12 protein-coding genes are annotated in these 13,964 nt (G+C 64.0%); 6 read left to right on the top strand and 6 right to left on the bottom strand.

What is annotated here, in order from left to right:
• Nucleotides 1–227: 227 nt before the first annotated feature.
• Nucleotides 228–1,190, bottom strand: a complete 963-nt coding sequence (locus ABEA18_RS07790) for a LysM peptidoglycan-binding domain-containing protein (RefSeq protein ID WP_345448677.1) — start codon at nucleotides 1,188–1,190, stop codon at nucleotides 228–230.
• Nucleotides 1,191–1,739: 549 nt separating this feature from the next.
• Here ABEA18_RS07790 and ABEA18_RS07785 point away from each other — a divergent pair.
• Both ABEA18_RS07785 and ABEA18_RS07780 read left to right on the top strand, forming a co-directional pair.
• Nucleotides 1,740–2,396 (top strand): SDR family oxidoreductase, encoded by a 657-nt coding sequence (locus ABEA18_RS07785; RefSeq protein ID WP_345448676.1) that lies wholly within the window; start codon nucleotides 1,740–1,742, stop codon nucleotides 2,394–2,396.
• 114 nt (nucleotides 2,397–2,510) lie between these two features.
• On the top strand, nucleotides 2,511–4,082 hold the full coding sequence (locus tag ABEA18_RS07780) for a Na+/H+ antiporter (protein WP_345449076.1): 1,572 nt from the start codon (nucleotides 2,511–2,513) through the stop codon (nucleotides 4,080–4,082).
• Between the two features lie 12 nt (nucleotides 4,083–4,094).
• Here the strand turns inward: ABEA18_RS07780 and ABEA18_RS07775 are convergent, their stop codons facing one another.
• Nucleotides 4,095–5,300 (bottom strand): ROK family transcriptional regulator, encoded by a 1,206-nt coding sequence (locus tag ABEA18_RS07775; RefSeq protein ID WP_345448675.1) that lies wholly within the window; start codon nucleotides 5,298–5,300, stop codon nucleotides 4,095–4,097.
• A 107-nt stretch (nucleotides 5,301–5,407) separates the two neighbouring features.
• On the opposite strand from ABEA18_RS07775, the gene ABEA18_RS07770 reads away from it, so the two are divergent.
• Nucleotides 5,408–7,111, top strand: a complete 1,704-nt coding sequence (locus ABEA18_RS07770) for a glycoside hydrolase family 13 protein (protein WP_345448674.1) — start codon at nucleotides 5,408–5,410, stop codon at nucleotides 7,109–7,111.
• Nucleotides 7,112–7,219: 108 nt separating this feature from the next.
• Entirely contained in the window at nucleotides 7,220–8,185 is a 966-nt protein-coding gene (locus ABEA18_RS07765) for an aldo/keto reductase (RefSeq protein WP_345448673.1), read from the top strand.
• Nucleotides 8,186–8,270: 85 nt separating this feature from the next.
• Here ABEA18_RS07765 and ABEA18_RS07760 read toward each other — a convergent pair whose 3' ends face one another.
• Genes ABEA18_RS07760 through ABEA18_RS07745 form a run of 4 tightly spaced genes read right to left on the bottom strand, consistent with a single transcriptional unit; the run spans nucleotide 8,271 to nucleotide 12,200 of the window.
• A complete protein-coding gene (locus ABEA18_RS07760; RefSeq protein WP_345448672.1) occupies nucleotides 8,271–9,248 on the bottom strand; it encodes a TauD/TfdA dioxygenase family protein in 978 nt (325 codons plus the stop codon).
• A gap of 50 nt (nucleotides 9,249–9,298) precedes the next feature.
• Nucleotides 9,299–10,207, bottom strand: a complete 909-nt coding sequence (locus ABEA18_RS07755; protein ID WP_345448671.1) for an ABC transporter permease — start codon at nucleotides 10,205–10,207, stop codon at nucleotides 9,299–9,301.
• On the bottom strand, nucleotides 10,207–11,139 hold the full coding sequence (locus ABEA18_RS07750) for an ABC transporter ATP-binding protein (protein ID WP_345448670.1): 933 nt from the start codon (nucleotides 11,137–11,139) through the stop codon (nucleotides 10,207–10,209). The genes ABEA18_RS07755 and ABEA18_RS07750 overlap by 1 nt, the downstream gene beginning before the upstream one ends.
• A gap of 2 nt (nucleotides 11,140–11,141) precedes the next feature.
• On the bottom strand, nucleotides 11,142–12,200 hold the full coding sequence (locus tag ABEA18_RS07745; RefSeq protein ID WP_345448669.1) for an ABC transporter substrate-binding protein: 1,059 nt from the start codon (nucleotides 12,198–12,200) through the stop codon (nucleotides 11,142–11,144).
• Nucleotides 12,201–12,612: 412 nt separating this feature from the next.
• Here ABEA18_RS07745 and ABEA18_RS07740 point away from each other — a divergent pair, with 412 nt between their 5' ends.
• Together ABEA18_RS07740 and ABEA18_RS07735 are read left to right on the top strand one after the other, a co-directional pair.
• On the top strand, nucleotides 12,613–13,476 hold the full coding sequence (locus tag ABEA18_RS07740; RefSeq protein WP_236812334.1) for an HpcH/HpaI aldolase/citrate lyase family protein: 864 nt from the start codon (nucleotides 12,613–12,615) through the stop codon (nucleotides 13,474–13,476).
• Between the two features lie 259 nt (nucleotides 13,477–13,735).
• A complete protein-coding gene (locus ABEA18_RS07735) occupies nucleotides 13,736–13,960 on the top strand; it encodes a DUF3188 domain-containing protein (RefSeq protein WP_236812333.1) in 225 nt (74 codons plus the stop codon).
• The last annotated feature ends 4 nt before the right edge of the window (nucleotides 13,961–13,964 follow it).

The raw sequence follows: 13,964 nt of genomic DNA, 5'->3' as shown, positions 1-13,964 counted from the left end.
ACTACCGCCGCGACGACCAGCACTGTCGCAACCCAGATCCATTGTTGTCCGTCCAAGTTCGCCCCACTCTCAGGTCTTGGTCCAGTCTCCCAAAATGAAGGCTGTTGAGCGAGGTCTGGTGGGGAGATCGAACCTCCCACGCTCACAGAAGCAGGCCAGGAGCGTTCAGCTTCTGGCCTGCTTCTGTTACGACGCTGAATTCCGCGGGCCTGCCGTCCTGACCGCCCTCAGTTCAGTGCGATGACGAGCATCTGGTTGGTGCCCGGGATGCATGTTTGCAATACCGCCCGAGGAAATCCGCCGAATACCGCTGCGACGTTGTTGGTGGTCCCGCCTTGAGGCACCTGGCCGCGCGCCGTCACTGTGTACGTGCCATAGCCGGGGATGCTCACGGTCTCGCCGACGCCGATACCCGAGAATTGTGCCCACCCCCCGCAGAAATCATGTTCGGTAATGAACAGCGAGTAGGCGTCCGTGGGGGTGAAATGGATCGGGCCAATGCAACTGTCCACGGCCGCCTGGCCGCCTGAGCCCGCAACATAAATGGTCCGCACCGCCGGAGCGGGAGCTGGGGCGGCTGCTGGTGCAGGTGCTGGGGCAGGGGCAGGGGCAGGGGCAGGTGCGGGAGCCGCGGCAACCGGCGGCCCTGTCAGCTTTAGCACCTCGCCAGGCACGATGACGGAATAGGCGCTCAGCCCATTGGCTGCCAGCATCCCGTTGACGTCGACGCCGAACCTGGCGGCTATGGAGCCAACAGTGTCGCCGCTGACCACCGTATAGGCGTTCGTGTCAGACGCAGGGTCAGGAGCAGGAGCAGGAGCAGGAGCAGGAGCCGGAGCGGGTGGCGCTGCGGCCGGCGCTGCTGCGGGCGCTGACGGCGCGACGGCGGCCGGTGCCTGCGTCTGTACTGGCGCCTGAGTGGCTGCCGGCTTGGGACTGGCAGCGGCCGGCGAAGGCGCGGCAATACCGGCTCCCGATCCGAGCTGCGGGGCAAGTGCGGCGCTCGTGCCTGCCGGTGCAAGTACCTGTGCGTAGTTCTGCATCGTCACGGCCGCAACGGCCACCACTGCCACGATCGCCCAGGTGGCTATTGATGCCTTGTACCTGGTGAGGGTTCTTACTCCCGCGGATATCAGCGCGAAGACGTTGCCTCCGCTGATCCCGCTGTGTCTGTACTCCTGCTGATACATGTCGGATCCCCGTAATTCATCGTTTCTTGGGCCGGCCGGTTGGCTGGCCCGGGAAGTGATACGCAGGCGCAGGGGATGGCGCTTGTTGAGACCCTTTTGCTTAAATGCGCAGCACTGAGGAATCTCTCGATCCATCTACTTTGATAAATCCATCAAAGGGATGTATGAACCCGTTTTGATAAATCCATCAGTGAGATTTATGAAAGAGATATTTCCTTTTTCCTGCTGCAGGTAATTTGAGTGTAGGAATGGGGAATTCGCTCTACACGAGTGGGTGCCACTCGCTTTTATTCCGGACTGCCGGCCAAACACTCGCAAGGCTTCCTCGGCAGGGGGCGGGTGCTTGCAGGAGCCCGGCCTGCCAGCGGGCGGGGAGGTGTGAACTTTACTAAACTAAGTCTGCTTAGTAATTAGTAGTCATATTTATCCCGAGAATTGACGAATTCGGCAATGCGCTCTGGAAATGCGCAGAGACCGATTTTCGAGAATGTATCCACCGTGTCGGGGAGGGCTTGACCACGCACTTGACCATTGGGACAGAATGGGTCCATGAGTCGAATCGCAATCATCGGCGGCCACGGCAAGGTGGCCTTGCAACTGTCCCGCATCCTGAGCAACGAAGGTCACTCGGTCACTTCCTTCATCCGCAATCCGGAACACGCGCCCGACGTCGAAGTGACGGGTGCCGCCCCGGTAGTACTCGACGTCGAGAATTCGACGACGTCAGAAATCGCCTCTGCACTTGACGGCCACGACGCGGTGGTGTGGTCCGCCGGGGCAGGCGGAGGCAATCCGCACCGTACGTATGCAGTGGACAGGGACGCCGCCATCCGCTCGATGGATGCCGCGGCGCAAACGGGCGTGTCCCGCTATGTGATGGTGTCCTACTTCGGCGCAGGACCCGGCCATGGCGTTCCCGAGGACAACAGCTTCTACGCCTACGCGGATGCCAAGGCTGCGGCGGACGAGTACCTGCGTGCGACTGACCTCGACTGGACGATCCTTGGCCCGGGCGCACTGACCAGCAATCCTGGGTCTGCGCTCATTGAGGTAAGCCCCGCGGACCCGGGCACCGGGACCGAAACTTCGCGGGCCAATGTTGCCCTAGTGGCTGCCGCCGTCCTGGAACTGCCCGAGACTGTCCGCCGCACCATCGAGTTCAGGGACGGCTCGGTGCCTGTGGTGGAAGCCCTCACCGCGTCCTAGCCACACACTGCCGGGCCTGGAGCCGGGCCAGGACCGCACGTCGCCGGGATATGTTGGTAGTCCCGAGGCAATGCCCGGGACGCAGCCACTATGACGTCTGGGGAAATCGGGAACATGGACCAGTTGGCACTCATTGTTGGATTGCTGCTTGCTACGGTCGTGGCCGTGGGCTTGGGGGACCGCTTGCGGCTCCCGTACCCGGTGCTGATGCTGTTGCTGGCTGCGGCGATGACCTTCATCCCGGGCTTCCCTGACTTTGAGCTTGCGCCTGAACTGATCCTCCCGATCTTCCTCCCTCCGCTGCTCTTCGCGACCGCCCAGAAAAGTTCCTGGGCGGTCTTCCGGGTCCGTTGGCGGACGCTTCTGCTCATGGCGGTGGCACTCGTGGTTGTTTCGACGGCGGTCGTTGCCGGAGCTGCGTGGCTCATGATTCCAGGGATCGGCATCCCTGCGGCGATCGCACTGGGCGCCATGGTGGCTCCACCGGACCCCGTCGCAGTTGAATCCGTTGCCGGCCGCGTCCACATGCCGCGCAGGCTCATCACCGTGCTGCAGAGCGAGGGCCTGTTCAACGACGCCGCCGCGATCGTGATCTTCCAGGCTGCGGTGGCGGCGACGGTTTCGGGCACCAAGCTGGGGGCCGGCGTCGTGCTCCAATTCGTCATCGGTGCCGCCCTTGCCGTCATTGTCGGCATTGCGATGGGCTGGTTGACGAGGCTGATCACCAAGCTGGTCACCTCCATGGTGGCCCGAAGTGCCGTGACCCTGGTGATTCCCTTCGCTGCATACATCCTGGCTGAAGAGCTGCATGCTTCGGGGGTGATCGCCGTCGTCGTCACGGCCCTCGAGACACAGCGGCACGCACGGTCGCAGGACGCGGCCGAGCGTGTCACCCGCACCGCCTTCTGGGATGTGGTGGAACTCCTTGCTACGGGCCTGGCGTTCGGTCTTGTGGGGCTGGAGATCCGGCATGTGATCCGGGACGAGGGCGCAGCGGTCTACGGCATGATTGGCCCGGCCGTGGCGGTCTGCGTGCTCGTCTTTGTTGTCCGTTTCGCCTGGCTCGGGCTTTTGGCAATCTCGGCCCGCAAGCGGAAGAACCTGCTGCAGCCCACTTCCCCCAAGGAGGTCCTGATCCTGACCTGGTGCGGCATGCGGGGGCTGGCGACGCTCGCGCTCGCCTTGGCCCTTCCGCTGACTATTGCGGACGGCAGTGACTTCCCTGCACGGCACGAGATCCTGGTCATCGCCTGCGCCGTACTGCTGGCCACACTGGTGCTGCCGGGGCTGACCCTTCCGTGGCTCATGCGCGTGCTCAAGGCGTCCGAAGACGGTTCACACGAAAAGGATGCCGCGCGGCTCTTGGCCAAACGCGCCCAGACTGCTGCCATTTCTGCGCTCAAGGAACACGATCTGATGAAGGAGCTGCCGGCGGACAAGGTGGCCCTCGTCAAGGAAAAGATGACCCGCCTGCATGCCGAGCTGCTCGACGGAACATTGAAGAATGAGTCGGACGCCGAAAAGCGACAGCGCGGCCGGGAGCTGGCGATCGCGGTCCAGACCATCGCCCTCGACGCCGCACGGCAGGAAGTGGTCGCCGCGCGGAGCGAACCCGGCATGGATCCCGAGGTGGCTGACCGGGTGCTGCGTCAGTTGGACCTCCGCACCATGGCGATGCCGGATTAGCCGCCGAAGGCCCTAGGCTCGCCGCAACACCAGATCCAAGGAGTTCTTTTCCACACGGTCCAGTGCGTGGCGCACCGCGCCGATGCCCACAATCGCATCGCCCAAGGGGGACGCTGCGAGCCGTGGGGGAGTGGCGGTGTAGCTAGCCAGCTTCCGGGCGGCCGGCTCTAGGAGGACCGACGCCGAATCTGCCACCGCGCCGCCGACCACCACGAGCTCCGGGTTGAGCAAAATGGCTACTGTGGAGACCACGCGGGCGAGCCGGTCCGAGAGTCGGTCCAGGATGTCCAGCGCAACTTTGTCACCCTGGGCAGCTGCGGCGAAGACGTGTTGCGCGGTGACCTCGTGGCCTGCGGGCGCTGCCGTCCGCAGCGTGGTTTTCGACTTTCCGGCCAAGGCTTCCGCCGCCCATAATCTGGCAAGTGCAGCGAGGCCGTCCGCCGATCCCACACCCTCCACCATGTCCAAGTAGGCCATTTCACCCGCGCCCCCGGCAGTACCGTGCAGCAGCCTGCCGGATTCCACCAGGCCCGCCCCGAAACGCTCACCGGCCAGGAGCACGGCCAGGTCCTGGACGCCGCTGCCGGCGCCGCGCCAACATTCGCCCAATGCCGCTAAGTTGGCATCGTTCTCCAGCATTACCGCCCATCCGTGCAGCTCGTGCAGGGCCTTCTTCAGGCCGACGTCGAACAGGCTCCAGAACGGCTGGCTGACGAGGATATTTCCGTCGCGGCCCACCGGGGCGGCAAGCCCCACCGTCACTGCAAGGACCTTGTCCGGCGCCACTCCGGCGGACTCGAGGGCGAGCAGCGCGGTTTGGCTGATGACACGGATCCGTTCCTGCGCTTCAATCTCCCTGGCGCGGAATGGCTCGCTGGCCCGTCCGACGGTCCTGCCGCGCAGATCCGCCACTACCACGGTGGTCTTGAGGACGCCGACGTCGATCCCCAAGACGCAGCCGGCACTTTCGTCGAGCTCGAAGCGCCGCGCGGGGCGCCCCTTCTGGTACGTGCCGAAATCGCGCTGGTTTTCCAGCTCGCGGATCCAGCCCCGGGCCATGAGGTCTTCGCACACGGAAATAGTAGTGGCGCGGGTCAGGCCGGTGGCGTCCATCAGCTCCGAAACGGTCACGGCGTTGGAGGAACGGATGGCTCCGAGCACGGTGGCCGCGTTGAACCTCCGGAGCATCTGCGGAGTGGCAGTCGCGATTTCAGCCATGGCTGTTGACCTCCTGTAGGTGTGCGTCACATAATACTTGAGGTACTAAATTTAGATTCTAAATAAAAGTCCGTTCATCGAAGCGTCGACACAGAACAGGATTTCCTTTGTCCTCCACCGTCACCATGGCAACCCACTTCGACTCCGAGCGCTCCGAGCGCATGGCCGATCCGAACTGGTGGCGCCAAGCGGCTGTCTACCAGATCTACCCGCGCAGCTTTTCCGATGCGAACGGCGACGGCCTGGGCGACATCAAGGGCATTACCGCCAAGGTTCCGTACCTGAAGTCCCTCGGCATTGACGCCGTCTGGTTGAGCCCGTTCTACCCCTCGGCCCTTGCTGACGGTGGCTACGACGTCGACGACTACCGCAACGTCGACCCCAAGCTGGGCACCCTGGCCGACTTCGATGAGATGGCGGCCGCCCTGCACGGCGCGGGCATCAAGTTGATCGCGGACATCGTCCCGAACCACTCCTCGGACCGGCACGAATGGTTCAAGGAGGCGCTGGCGTCCCCGAAGGGCTCGGCGGCCCGTGAACGCTACATCTTCCGCGACGGGCTGGGCGAGAACGGCGAACTGCCCCCGGCCGACTGGGACTCGATCTTCGGCGGCCCGGCCTGGGAGCGCATCACCGAACCGGATGGCACCCCCGGACAGTGGTATATGCACATCTTCACCAAGGAGCAGCCGGACTTCAACTGGGACAACCCTGAGGTCCGCGAGGACTTCCTGAAGACCCTGCGCTTCTGGTCCGACCGTGGCGTGGACGGCTTCCGCATCGACGTCGCCCACGCCCTCACGAAGGACCTGCCGGAGGTTCTGCCCTCCAAGAACGAACTGCCCAAGGAAGGCGAAAACGCCTTGGGCGAGCACCCGTTCTGGGACCGCGACGAGGTACACGAAATCTACGCCGAGTGGCGCAAGGTCTTCAACGAGTACAACCCGCCCCGGACGGCCGTCGCGGAAGCGTGGGTCCACGCGGACCGCCGCGCCCGCTACGCCAGCCCTGAGGGACTGGGCCAGGCTTTCAACTTCGACCTCCTCCAGGCCGATTTCGACGCCGAACAGTTCCGCACGATCATCACCAAGAACCTCGGCGAGGCCGCGGCATCCGGTGCTTCCTCGACCTGGGTCTTCTCCAACCACGACGTCGTCCGGCACGCGACCCGCTACGGCTTGCCCGCGGGTGGCGGCCGTGACGGCTTGGGCCAGGACGGCAAGCAATGGCTGCTCGACGGCGGTTCGGCCGCCGACGTCGACGCCGAGCTCGGCCTGCGCCGTGCCCGCGCCGCGTCGCTGCTGATGTTCGCCCTGCCGGGCTCCGCGTACCTGTACCAGGGCGAGGAACTTGGATTGCAGGAAGTCGGCGACATCGTGGCCGGCCAGCGCCAGGACCCCGCGTTCTTCCGCAACCCGGGAGTCGACGTCGGCCGCGACGGTTGCCGTGTCCCGCTGCCGTGGACCAGTGAAGGATCGTCGTTCGGCTTTGGCGACGGACATGCCCACTTGCCACAGCCGGAATGGTTTGCCGGCTACGCCGTGGAGGCGCAGGACAACGTTCCTGGCTCCACCCTGGAGCTGTACCGCAAGGCCCTTGCACTGCGTTCGGAGCTGCGGGCGGCCGAGGATCTTGAGTGGATCCCCTCCAGCAATGATTCCGTGCTCCATTTCGCGCGGCCCAACGGCTGGCAGTCGGTGACGAACTTCGGAACCGAGCCGGTGGCACTTCCGGAAGGCACCGTCGTCGTGAGCAGCGCACCGCTCGACGGCGGCAAGCTCCCGGCAAACACCACGGCTTGGATCGTCTAGTCCCCAGTCGCTCCCTGACCGCTTACCCAACGGGCCCGCAGTTAACGTCGTTCTGAAGGCTGTAAACGACAACAACTGCGGGCCAGTTGCATGTGAAAGAGTTGAAAAATGACTGCAAAAAGCAAAATCGCGTCCGGCCGGCTCATCTATGGCTGCATGGGTCTTGGAGGCCCTTGGGAGGGCAGTGAATACGGTGCTGCCGAGGTCGAGCAGGCCGCGGCCGCGATCGAAGCCGCCATGGGCATCGGGATCGCCCTTTTCGATCACGCCGACATCTACCGGAGCGGCAAGTCCGAGGCAGTCTTCGGTGAAGTCCTGGCCAGGACGCCAGGGCTGCGGGAGAAAATCCAGCTCCAGACCAAGTGCGGAATCCGGCTAGGGCAGCCCGGCGTCGACGGACATTACGACCTCAGCAAGGACGCCATCCTGGAACGGGTCAATGGAAGCCTGGAACGGTTGCGGACCGACTACGTCGACGTTCTTCTGCTTCACCGCCCCGACCCTTTGATGGAACCCGCAGAGGTGGCCTCCGCCGTCGGGCAGCTCATGGCGGAAGGCAAGGTGCGGCAATTGGGCGTGTCCAACATGTCCGGCGCGCAGATCACCTTCCTGCAGGAGCAGCTGGAGGTGCCGATCGTCGCCAACCAGCTGGAAATGAGCCTGCACCGGCGGGCCTGGCTCGAGAGCACTGTCCTGGTCAACCACGACGACGCCCTCGGCTACAGTTTCCCGCACGGCACTTTGGAATACTGCGTCGGCCAGGGGATTGAGCTGCAGGCCTATGGTTCCCTCGCCCAGGGCCGGTACACGGGCTCGACGCCGGTTTTCCCGACTGCCGCGGACACTGCGACTGCCGCTCTGGTCGCCCAGCTCGCGGAAGCAAAGGGTGTCACCCCTGAGGCGGTGTTGTTGGGGTGGCTCATGAAGCATCCGGCACGTATTTCCCCGGTGCTGGGCAGTTCCAACCCGGCGCGGATCGCTGCCTGCGCGGATGCTGCCGCAGTTGCCGCAGCCATGACGCGGACCGAGTGGTACGGCCTGTGGGTGGCCGCGCGGGGCAGCAAGCTCCCCTAAGCGCGTTAAGCCCAACTAGCTCGCATTAGATGTCGTTATGAGCCATGAAAACGACATTAAATGCGAGCTAGTTGGGCTAAGGCAGCTACAGCGGCGCGACAACATGGGCCCCCGACGGCGGGGTTCCCTGGCCGAGCTTGCGAGGCGAGGGAACCGTCGGGGAATAGGTGCTTGAGTCACCTTGGATCGACTGGCTCGGCTTGCCGTCCACGCCCACCGGGATGTCGCCGGCAATCGTCACACGGTTGAGTTTGCGCGGCTGGCCGTCGTAGTTGTCGGGGGCGTAGTGCTGGGTGATGCGGTTGTCGAAGAGCACCAACTGGTTCGGTTCCCAGTTCACGCGCACTATGTTCTCCGGACGGGTGACGTAGGCCTGGAGCAAGCGGATGATGTCCTTCGACTCCGTGTTGGACAGCCCCACGATCCGAAGGCGCTGCGCGAAGCCCCCAATGAACAATCCGCGCTCGCCGGTCAGGGGATGGACGCGCACCACGGGGTGGGCGGTTTCGAACTTGATGCGGGTGAACTCCTTGCGGCGCTCATCGGCGTTCTCGTGTTCCAGGTTTTTCGGCACCGAGTAGTCATAGTCGTTGGTGTGGATCGCCCAGAGCGTGTCCGCGAAGTTCCGAAGCTCGTCCGGCAAGTCTGCGTACGCTCCCGCCGAAGAAGCAATCAGGGTTTCGCCTCCATAGGACGGCAGATCGATGCTGCGCAGGGTGGAAGCCTGCGGCGGGTTGACCACGAACGTGACGTCGGCGTGCCAATTGTTGGCGGAACCGTTCTCGCTATCCACCGGCAGTACGTTCTCTTCGCCCTCCACGGAGGCCACGGTCGGATGCGCAGTGGTGAGCGGGCCGAAATGGCTGGCGAATTTCACCTGGGCCTCGTCGCTGAGAATGTTGGCCTCCCTGAAAACGAGGGCCTTGTGTTCGTTGAGTGCGGCCCGGATCTGTCCCACGGTTTCCGGGGAGAGATCGCCGCTAAGGTCGAAGCCGCGGATTTCGGCGCCGATCCGGGATCCGAGCCTGGCAAATTCCAACTTTGTTTCAGTGATGACGGACATTTTTTGTTCCTTTTCTGTTGTGACTAATTTGTGACGGGATGGATTGACGGTCAGGACCCGGACCCGACGGCGGTCCGCCAGCGGGAGAAATGCCGCTCCAAGGCGACAAGAAGGAAATTCACGGCCAAGCCCAAGAGCGACACCGTGAGGATGCCGGCGTACATGTCCGGGATGAGGAAACTGCTCTGGGCATTCACGATGAGGTAGCCGAGCCCGGCCTTGGCCCCCACCATTTCGGCGGCGATCAACACCAGAATGGAGGCCGTTCCGGCCATGCGGATTCCGGTGAAAATAGTGGGCACCGCGGAAGGCAGGATCACCTTGCGGAACAGCGCGAGGCTCGAGAGGCCAAGCGATTTCGCGGCCCGGATGAGCAGCGGATCCACGGTCTTCACGCCCGCGATCGTGTTCAGCAGGACCGGAAAGAACGCCGCATACGCCACGATGCTGATCTTGGACTCTTCGCCGATCCCCAGCAGCAGCGTGAAGACGGGCAGCAGGGCAAGGGCGGCAGTGTTGCGGAACAGTTCCAGGAGCGGGTTCAGCACCGCATTGAGCCGTCCGTACCAGGCGATCAGCAGACCGAGGGATACGCCAGCCACGAGGGCTGCGCCGAATCCCGACACCGAACGGGTGAGGCTCGCGGCCAGATGCGCCTGGATGCTGCCGGATTCGAACAATTTGCCCCACGCGGCCAGGACCTCGTGCAAGGGCGGCAGGAATACCCGGGTTGAGGGGCTGGCCAGATATGTCGGCCCGAGTTCCCACAGAACCAGGAAGGCGATGATCCCTGCGGCCTTCCACAGGCCGGAACCGGCGCGGGCGGCTGCTGTCCGCACGAAGGCGAGTGTCGCCGTCGTGCCCCGATGCCCCGTCTCAACAGGACCGGAGTGCCCGACGGCGGGCGCTTGCTTGGGTGCGGCGCTCGCCGCGGGCTGTTGCGCGAGAGTTGTGGTCATCAGGCTGCGCTCCTTTCGAGAGTTGTTCCCGGAACTTCATCCGGGGCTGTGCCGTCCGGCAGGATCTTGCGATGCCCGGCGCCCTGGGCCAGGCGGACTTCGTCGTGCAACAGGGTCCACACCTTGTGCCGTTGTTCGACGAAGGCGGGGTGCGAGCGGATGTCGTCTTCGCCGTCGCGGTCCGGGATGTCCACGTCCACGATTTCCTTGAGCCGTCCGGGCCGGGCGCTAAGGACGGCGACGCGCTGCCCCAGGTATACGGCCTCGTCGATGCCGTGGGTGATGAACACGATCGTCTTTCCCGTGGCCCGCCAGATCCGCAGGAGCTCGTCCTGGAGTTGTTCACGCGTCTGGGCGTCCAACGCGGCGAAGGGTTCGTCCATGAGGAGCACATCGGGCTCATAGGCGAGGCTCCGGGCAATGGCCACTCGCTGCTTCATGCCGCCCGAGAGCTCATGCGGGAAACGGTCCTCGAAGCCGGCCAGGCCAACCAGTTTGAGGTATTCGCTTGCCTTGGCGGCACGTTCTCGGCGATTGAGCTTGCGCCCGTCCGTGCCCTTGCCTTCAAGCCCGATCGACACATTGGCCGACGCCGTGCGCCAGGGAAAGAGCGCGTACTGCTGGAAAACCACGGCACGGTCCTTGCCGGGACCCGTCACGGGCTGGCCGTCCACCAATACCTCGCCGGAGGTGGGCGTGGACAGGCCAGCCAGGAGGTCCAGCAAGGTGGTCTTGCCGGAACCGCTGGGCCCCACCAAGGTGAGGAATTCGCCGTCGCGCACGTCGAGGCTCAAAGAGTCGAGGGCGGTGAGCGTAGTGGGCTCTTTCGCGCCGATCTTGCCAGCTGCGCCGGTCGGGGAGGCCTTGGAGCCCTTGCCGGGCCGGACGGCGAATTGCTTGGTGACATTGCGGAGGCTGATTTTGGCGGTCATCACTATCCCTTCGCGGTGCTTGGGGTTGGGGTGGTTGTTGCGAGATCGTTGAACTTGTTCGTGTAGTACTTCGACGGTGCGAGATCGTTCTTGACAATCCCCGAGCTCTTCAGCCATGCAGACCAGCGGCTGAAGTCCTCGTCCTTGATCACGCCGTTGTCGGGGACGCCGGGGCTCTTCCAGTACTGCAGGTTCGCGGTGCTCTCATTGCGTCCGCGGGCGTCGATGATCTTCTTGAAGCGCGCGATCACTTGGTCCCGCGGCGTCTCGGTCTCCCATTTGATGGCCTTGGCCACGCCCGTCGCAAAGGTCCGGGCTGTGTTGGGGTTCTTGTCGATGAAGTCGTTGCGGAGCACGTACTGTCCGCCGGCGAAGGTGCCGAAGAGTTCGTAGTCGTTGAAGAGGGAGCGCAGTCCACCGGCGGCAACCGCATGGTCCTGCAGGACCCCGCCCAGGCTTCCGACGTCCACTTGGCCGCGGCGGATCGCTTCTTCGGTGTCGTTGGGCGCGAGCACTACCAGTTGTACTTGCTTGATTTCGTCCTGGCTGAGGCCGTTCTTGCTGAGGTAGGTGTTGATGACGGCTTCGGAATGGGCGCCCAGGGTGTTGACTGCGATCTTCTTGCCGATGAGGTCCCTGGCGGTCTTGATGGGACTGTCCGCCTTGACGTAGAAGCCGTTGAAAGTCTTGGCGTCTTCGCCGTAGTAGTTCACGACGGCGGTCACCGGAGCCCCTGCCTCAATCAGCTTCGCGACTGCCCCGGCGAACGCACCGCCGAAGTCGGTCTGGTTGGTGGCCGCCGACTGGATGTCCTGGGGGCCGCTGGTGGTGTTGCCCACCCAGTTGAGTTTGATGTCGCCCAGGTAACCGAGGTCCGCCGCCAGTTCGGGAAGGCCGACGCTATTGGCCGAGCCTTGGTAGCGGAGCACTCTGATTTCCGGTTGGCCGGCTGATTGGCCGGCTGATTGGTCTCCCGCTTGAGCATTGCCGCCGCAGCCGGTCACCGTCAGCGCAAGTACGACGGCGGCCGCGACGCCTAGCAGGGGCTGGTGCAGTTTCATGGGAGCTACTTTCTGGGGGTGTGGAATTCGTTGGTCCGGCTCTGTTCCGGGGTAGACCGAACTGCCGTGGGAACGATGTAAGCGCACGTCCACTGCTCAGGGGAAGCCCGGCAGTAACCCCCGGAAATGCCGGGAAACCGGGCGAAATCCGGCGACATGCCCGCGCAACTCCGGGCAATGCAAGGACACAATTCGCTACGCGTCGCGGGGTTGAGCTGCGTTGAGCTGCGGGCTCCCCAAAGCGCGTCAAACCCAACTAACTCGCAGTTGTTGTCGTTTTGACGGCGCATAACGACAACAACTGCGGGCTAGTTGGGTGGAACCGCCTGTCACAATCGTTTTGTTCGTATTGATGCTCACACCGGTGCCAGATTCTTAGCGTTCCTGGCGGCTGGCCGGATACGGTAGATACATGACGTCAAGCACCGCCGCCGAGTCCATTCGGTCAACCCGCAAAATTCCCGCAGACATTGCCCGTTCCTGGCTCCTCGTGAACGCCATGAAGACGGAGCTTTTCGACCAGTCGGCCTCATCGCGCGCGGACGCCATCATCCTTGATATCGAAGACGCTGTGGACCCGTCCCAGAAGGACATCGCCCGCGACAACGTCATCAACTGGTTGACCGCCGGCGGTCAGGCCTGGGTCCGCATTAACGACGCCACGAGCCCGTTCTGGGCCGATGACCTCGCCGGTCTGCGCGGCACGCCCGGCCTGTTGGGCGTCATGTTGGCCAAGACCGAGTCAGCGGACCAGGTCACCGAGTCCTTCCACCGCATGGATGGCAAGACCCCGGTGGTCGCTCTCGTGGAATCGGCCCTCGGCATCGAGGAAGCCAACCACATCGCCCGCGCCCAAGGTGCCTTCCGCCTGGCGTTCGGTTCGGGCGACTTCCGCCGGGACACCGGCATGGCCGCAACGCCTGAGGCAATGGCCTACCCGCGGGCCAAGCTCGTCGTCGCGAGCCGCGTTGGCAACCTGCCGGGACCGATCGACGGTCCCACCGTCGGCACCAACCACCCGATCCTGCGCGAGCAGACTGGCATCACGGTGACCATGGGCATGACCGGCAAGCTCTGCTTGGCGATTGACCAGACCACGGTCATCAACGAGGTCATCAGCCCCACGCCGTCCGACGTCGCCTGGGCCACCGATTTCATGAACGACTTCGAAGCCAATGGCAGGGTCATCCGCGACGGTTCCGACCTCCCGCGCCTCGGCCGCGCCGAAAAGATCATGAAGCTCGCGGTGGCCTTCGGGGTCCAGCCCTCCCTCTAAGGGCACCCACCGACGCTAGCTCACTTATATGCGGCTTTTTCACGGCGCTCGCTCACTTATGACGGCAATTCCCGAAACCCTCCTGCAGATGATCTGAGCGAGCGTTGGTGGATTGGCGGCCATAGGTGAGCGAGCGTTGGTGGATTGGCGGCTATAGGTGAGCGAGCGTTGGTGGATTGGCGGCCATAGGTGAGCGAGCGTTCGTCGGGTTTCCGGGCCCCAGGACCAGCTGCTCTGGCAAGTGCCCTAAACTTGGGGGGTGCTGAACGAATTCTGGGCCACGGCCTCTACCGCCTACAAGACGCTGGTTTTCAGCGCGATGGGGCTTATCGCCGTCGGGATCATCCTTACGATCATCGGCAACACCTCCCATAACCAAAGCCTTGCACTGACGTCCTTGTTCGTGATCGGGCTCGGCCTGGTCCTGCATGTCGTGGGCATGGTGGTCCGCGGACAGCAGGTCCGCAAGGGCTTGAAGAAGTAGCCTG

This window comes from Arthrobacter gyeryongensis (genome assembly GCF_039543785.1).
In the GTDB taxonomy this organism is placed as follows: Bacteria; Actinomycetota; Actinomycetes; order Actinomycetales; family Micrococcaceae; genus Arthrobacter; species Arthrobacter gyeryongensis.
Note: the sequence above shows the minus strand (reverse complement) of the source record. Positions and strands in the feature narration are given on the sequence as shown.

Excerpts from the sequence above, each read along its gene's own strand:
- ABEA18_RS07775 (WP_345448675.1), bottom strand. The coding sequence starts at position 5,300 with ATGGCTGAAATCGCGACTGCCACTCCGCAGATGCTCCGGAGGTTCAAC.
- ABEA18_RS07740 (WP_236812334.1), top strand. The coding sequence starts at position 12,613 with ATGACGTCAAGCACCGCCGCCGAGTCCATTCGGTCAACCCGCAAAATT.
- ABEA18_RS07755 (WP_345448671.1), bottom strand. The coding sequence starts at position 10,207 with ATGACCACAACTCTCGCGCAACAGCCCGCGGCGAGCGCCGCACCCAAG.
- ABEA18_RS07780 (WP_345449076.1), top strand. The coding sequence starts at position 2,511 with ATGGACCAGTTGGCACTCATTGTTGGATTGCTGCTTGCTACGGTCGTG.
- ABEA18_RS07760 (WP_345448672.1), bottom strand. The coding sequence starts at position 9,248 with ATGTCCGTCATCACTGAAACAAAGTTGGAATTTGCCAGGCTCGGATCC.
- ABEA18_RS07745 (WP_345448669.1), bottom strand. The coding sequence starts at position 12,200 with ATGAAACTGCACCAGCCCCTGCTAGGCGTCGCGGCCGCCGTCGTACTT.
- ABEA18_RS07785 (WP_345448676.1), top strand. The coding sequence starts at position 1,740 with ATGAGTCGAATCGCAATCATCGGCGGCCACGGCAAGGTGGCCTTGCAA.
- ABEA18_RS07790 (WP_345448677.1), bottom strand. The coding sequence starts at position 1,190 with ATGTATCAGCAGGAGTACAGACACAGCGGGATCAGCGGAGGCAACGTC.
- ABEA18_RS07765 (WP_345448673.1), top strand. The coding sequence starts at position 7,220 with ATGACTGCAAAAAGCAAAATCGCGTCCGGCCGGCTCATCTATGGCTGC.
- ABEA18_RS07750 (WP_345448670.1), bottom strand. The coding sequence starts at position 11,139 with ATGACCGCCAAAATCAGCCTCCGCAATGTCACCAAGCAATTCGCCGTC.